Consider the following 5,057-nt stretch of genomic DNA (forward strand, 5'->3'; position numbering starts at 1 on the left):
CTCAACTAAAGCACCACCTAAAATACCACCTGCGACAACAACGAAGGAAGCAAAGTTCAATACTGGTTCGCCAACAGAATATGAACCTACATAGGCAACGATTAATGATACAGTTGCAAATGCTGCAGATCCAATTGCAAAGCCTTTACCTATTGCAGCTGTAGTGTTACCTACTGCATCTAGCTTATCTGTAATTACTCTTACATCGTGAGGTAGGTGACATGACTCAGCAAGGCCTCCTGCGTTATCAGCAATAGGTCCAAAAGCATCTATTGATACTGTTGTTCCAACGAAAGAAAGCATTCCTAATGATGCTAGTGCAATACCATATGTACCACATACCTTTCCAGAAATAAAGAGAGATATTGCAATCATCAATACAGGCATTAAACAGCTTCTGCTACCAACGGCATCACCCTTTGTTATTACAAAGGCCTCTCCCTCTGTTGCCATAGAAGCTAAGATTTGAGTTGGTTTAAAGTCTGTACTTGTGTAGTACTCAGTAATCATACCAATTGCAACACCTGATATGATACCAAGAATTGCACATGTCCAAGGACTAATCCAACCAAGGATAAATGATTTAGGAAGTTCTGCTTTATTAAATAGCATAAAGCAAGTAAGTAGGCCTAAAACAAGTGTTAAGAAAGCAGAAATATAAGTTGCTTTATTTAACTCCTTAGATGGGTCATCACCCATTTTCTTTAAGTTGACAATTATTAAGCCGATTAAGCAACTTAGTAAGCCGCCTCCTGCAAGCATGATAGGATACATCATTGCTGCATCATATGCTGATTCAGAAAAACCTCCATTTGCATAAACTGTAGAAGCAATTAAGATACCAGCAGCTGTTGTTGCAACAAATGATTCAAGTAAGTCTGAGCAGTTACCAGCAATATCATTAACGTTATCACCAATGAAGTCTGCTATTACGTTTGGAACTCTACTATCATCCTCTGGTAAATCATGTCTAAGCTTTGCCAAGATATCAGATGAGATATCTGCTGCCTTTGTATAGTTTCCACCGGCAACTCGGTTAAACATTGCAACAAGAGAACAACCAAGTGAATAAGTTGTTATTCTCATTGTTGAGGCATTACATTGCATTTTCAACAAAAATCCCGTTCCTGTACTATTATGATCTATACCCCAACCTATTAATATTGTTACAAGACCTAACATACCAAAGGCTTGAACAGAAAGTCCTGATACAGAACCTCCAGAGAGTGCTACTTTTACAGTTTCACCAATGCTCATACTCTCACGCGCTTTATTAGAGGTTCTTACATTTGCATATGTTGCACTCTTCATACCTGTAATACACGCCGCACTAGACATTAAGGCTCCTAAAATAAGTGTTAAACCAGATGTCTTTTCTACAAATAGAGAGAAGATTATAGCAACAGCAATAACTACTATTGCTATTGTTTTGTATTCTGTTTTCATAAATGTGTTAGCACCATTTCTAATAATGAGTGCCATCTCAGCCATTTCAACTGTACCTTCTTTCATTGCTTTAATTTTTTTGTAGCAAAAGAAGACATAAGCAAGGCTTAATACAATAATAAATAATACGATATACCACAGAATACCCATAGCTCCCTCCTTTTTTAGAAAACTTATGTATTTTCATATTATCATGAGATATTCTGCTGACAAGTAAAATTTTTATAAAAATATTGATGTAAATGTAAATTTTTCCTCTAGAATGATTATTTCTAGAGGGAATTAGGTTAAATAGTTGAAATTATCTCATCTCTGAGTTCTTTTATTGCTTTTCCACTTTGTTTTGAAAGGGCCTTTAAATCTTCAAATTCCGCCTTTATTCTATTAACACCATAACCTGTAGAACATTTAACCCTAACACTTCCACTTGGAATTTTTACTTCTTTAATTTCTCTTTGAAGAATATATCGCTCCTTCTTTTCTCTTCTAATTCCAATTGTTGTTGTATGTTTAAAAAATGTATTAACTAGTCTTTCTTCATCCTCTTCTTTAACAAGAGCAGAAATAATTACACCAGGGCGTGATTTCTTCATATTAACTGCACTAGTCCATACATCTAAAGCTCCAGCTGAAAGTAAGCATTCAAGAGCGTAGGAAATATCCTCTCCACTCATATCATCAACATTTGCTTCTAGTAAAATAACACTATCTTTTAAAGCATTTTCGCTTTCACCTAAAAATAGACGAATACAGTTTGCTCTCTCAAAGTCCTTTTTGCCCATTCCATTTCCAATTTTCTCAATCCTCATATTTGGTCTTGGTCCATAAGATGATGAAAAAGCTTTAATTAAAGCAGCTCCAGTAGGAGTGCATAGCTCTCCACGAACACCATCATCATAAGAGGCCATACCCTCTAAAATTTTAGCTGTAGCAGGAGCTGGAACTGGTAAAATTCCATGCATTGTGCGGCAATAACCATTTCCAGTATTAATAGCAGAGGATGTAATTTTTTCAACATTAAGTTTATCAATTAAATAACAAACTGCAGTGATATCAGCAACAGCATCCATTGCCCCAACCTCATGGAAATGGACCTGTTCAACAGTAGTTCCATGCACAAAGCTCTCAGCTTGAGCAATTATTTGATACACCTCCATTATCTTTTCTTTTACTTTCTCTTTTACATTTAAACCATAAACAATAGTTCTAATATCGTTCATAGTATTATGGTGGTGGTGATGATTTTCATCATGAGAGTGGGTATGCTCTATTTCTTCTTCAACTCCAGCAACACTTACACTTATATGGCTACCTTTAATAGAGCATTTAATGCTATCAGAAAGAGTATATGTTACATCAGGAATACCTAATGAATTTAATTCAGCTACAATTTTTTCTTTATCGTCAAATAGCTCAACTAATGCCGCAGTAAGCATGTCCCCTGCAGCGCCCATATTTGCTTCGATATATAGTGTTTTCATCTATTTCCCCTTAACATGATTTATCATAGAAGCTTGATACCCTGCACCAAACCCATTATCGATATTCACAACCGATACTCCGCTTGCACAGGAATTTAACATCGATAATAGTGCTGATAACCCATTAAAACAGGTACCATACCCAACTGAAGTTGGAACTGCAATAACAGGACAATCTGCTAAACCACCAATTACTGAAGCAAGAGCTCCTACCATACCTGCAACTGCTACAATAACAGAAGCAGACATAATGTCATCTAACCTTGAAAGCAATCGATGAAGCCCGCTAACTCCTACATCATATATTCTTACAACCTCATTACCTAATGCTTCAAGAGTTAAAGCTGCTTCTTCAGCAACAGGGATATCACTTGTTCCTCCAGTAGCAACAACGACACGACCATTTCCATCCTTTGGAGGAAGATTCCCCATAATCGCAAGGGAGGAGACTTCGTAGTATGTAATATCTATTTCCTCTTGCACATTTCTTGCCTTTTCTGGACTAATTCTAGTAACAAGTACTGTTTTATCTCCATTTTGTTTTAAGGATTTTAATATTCCAATGATTTGCTGGGCACTTTTACCTGCTCCATATACTACCTCAGTTGCACCCTGCCTAACCTTTCTATGAAGGTCAACAACTGCATAACCTAAATCGTCAAAGGGTTTTTCCTTTATTCTTAAAAGTGCATCATCAACACTAAGATTTCCACTTTGTACACTTTCAAGTAACTTTTTTATATCACTCATTATCTTACCTCTAGGTTTAAAGCAACCCCTTTATAGCTCTGCTTTAATTTATTAACTATTTGCTCTCTATTTTTTAATAATAATTCTAAATCCTTTTCTTTTAATTCAAGAAGAGCATTTTCTCCTCTAAGACGTACTCTAAAATCTGAAAAACCTAAAGAAGATAGGTATTTCTCACTTTCACTTGTTTTAACTAAATCCTCTATCATTATCTCTTTACCACTTTCTATCCTAGTAGCAAGACATGCATAGGCAGGTTTATTATATGTAAAGAGTCCTGCCTCTTTTGAAAGCCTTCGTACTTCGTCTTTGGTTATTTTACAAATCCTTAATGGAGATAGAACCTTCATCTCCTGTAAGGCCTTAAAGCCTGGACGATCTAAAATATCATCAGAGTAATTAGTCCCATCAATAATTGTTGTAAAATTATCTTTTTTAGCCTTCTCAATAATTTTTGAAAATATATGCTTTTTGCAGTAATAACATCTATTTTTAGGATTAGCCTTAACCTCATCATAACTTAAAATATCCACATTTATTATTGATAAATCAGCATTTAACTCTTTTGAAAGCTTAATGGCATCATCGAGCTCAAATTGAGGTTGAAATTGGGATTTAACGTAATAAACCTTAACATCAGCATTAAAGTACTTAGCAGCATAGAGTAGGAATGCTGAGTCGGTTCCACCTGAAAATGCTAATGCTATTTTTTTATGCTCCGAAAAGAAATCTCTAAGCCTTTCCATTAAATTTTCCTTCCTTTACCTTCATAGTATCTATCATTGTAAGCGGCAATGTATGCAAAAGAAATCCAAAATGTATCTCTTGTTATTATATTGGACAAAACCTCAGATCTTTCAGCCATTCTATTATTTTTCTCTAAGTATGCACTGTATCCATATGAGAAAATAGAATACTCCAAGTCAGAGGGCTCTTCATTTAGTAGTAATAAATAAATTTCCTCTGTTAAGACATTTGTAAAAAGTTTAAGTGCAGCATCATATCCTATATGGTGACCAATATCCATTCCTATTTTGAATTGACTTAGTAGTATTGGTTCTTTATTACATCTCCAAGCAGCAATAGTATGCCAATACATACACGCAACCTTCATTTCATCTGTGGAAATCTTGTTGCACTCTTCAAAATAATATAATGACTTTTCATAAAGTCCCAAATAGAAATAAGAAAGACCTATTTGATAATTTACATCTTCACTATATCCATTTGCTTTTAAAAATAAAAAATCATCAAGACTTTCTTTAACACATAGCGTTGTCATATTTCTAATTGCTCTAAGACGTAATGTAGCTAAATCATTTGGGTCCTTTGAAAGTACTTCATTAAAGATTACTAAAGCTTCTTTATATCTAAGCTGCT

At 34.9% G+C, this 5,057-nt stretch carries 5 protein-coding genes; all 5 read right to left on the minus strand.

Annotated elements, in window-relative coordinates:
- Positions 1-1,596 (minus strand): sodium/proton-translocating pyrophosphatase (locus tag SOY52_RS10645; RefSeq protein WP_320848934.1); only part of this gene is annotated, 1,596 nt, incomplete at its 3' end.
- A gap of 137 nt (positions 1,597-1,733) precedes the next feature.
- Positions 1,734-2,927 (minus strand): nickel pincer cofactor biosynthesis protein LarC, encoded by a 1,194-nt coding sequence (gene larC, locus SOY52_RS10650; RefSeq protein WP_320848935.1) that lies wholly within the window; start codon positions 2,925-2,927, stop codon positions 1,734-1,736.
- On the minus strand, positions 2,928-3,677 hold the full coding sequence (gene larB, locus SOY52_RS10655; RefSeq protein ID WP_320848936.1) for a nickel pincer cofactor biosynthesis protein LarB: 750 nt from the start codon (positions 3,675-3,677) through the stop codon (positions 2,928-2,930).
- Complete coding sequence (larE, locus tag SOY52_RS10660) at positions 3,677-4,423, minus strand: ATP-dependent sacrificial sulfur transferase LarE (RefSeq protein WP_320848937.1); 747 nt, start codon at positions 4,421-4,423, stop codon at positions 3,677-3,679. Before larE ends, larB begins: the two co-directional genes overlap by 1 nt.
- The coding region (locus SOY52_RS10665; RefSeq protein WP_320848938.1) for a hypothetical protein at positions 4,423-5,057 on the minus strand (635 nt) is incomplete at its 5' end. The genes larE and SOY52_RS10665, both read right to left, overlap by 1 nt.

Origin of the sequence: Bullifex sp. (assembly GCF_034103065.1) — a bacterium.
Lineage (GTDB): Bacteria > Spirochaetota > Spirochaetia > Sphaerochaetales > Sphaerochaetaceae > Bullifex.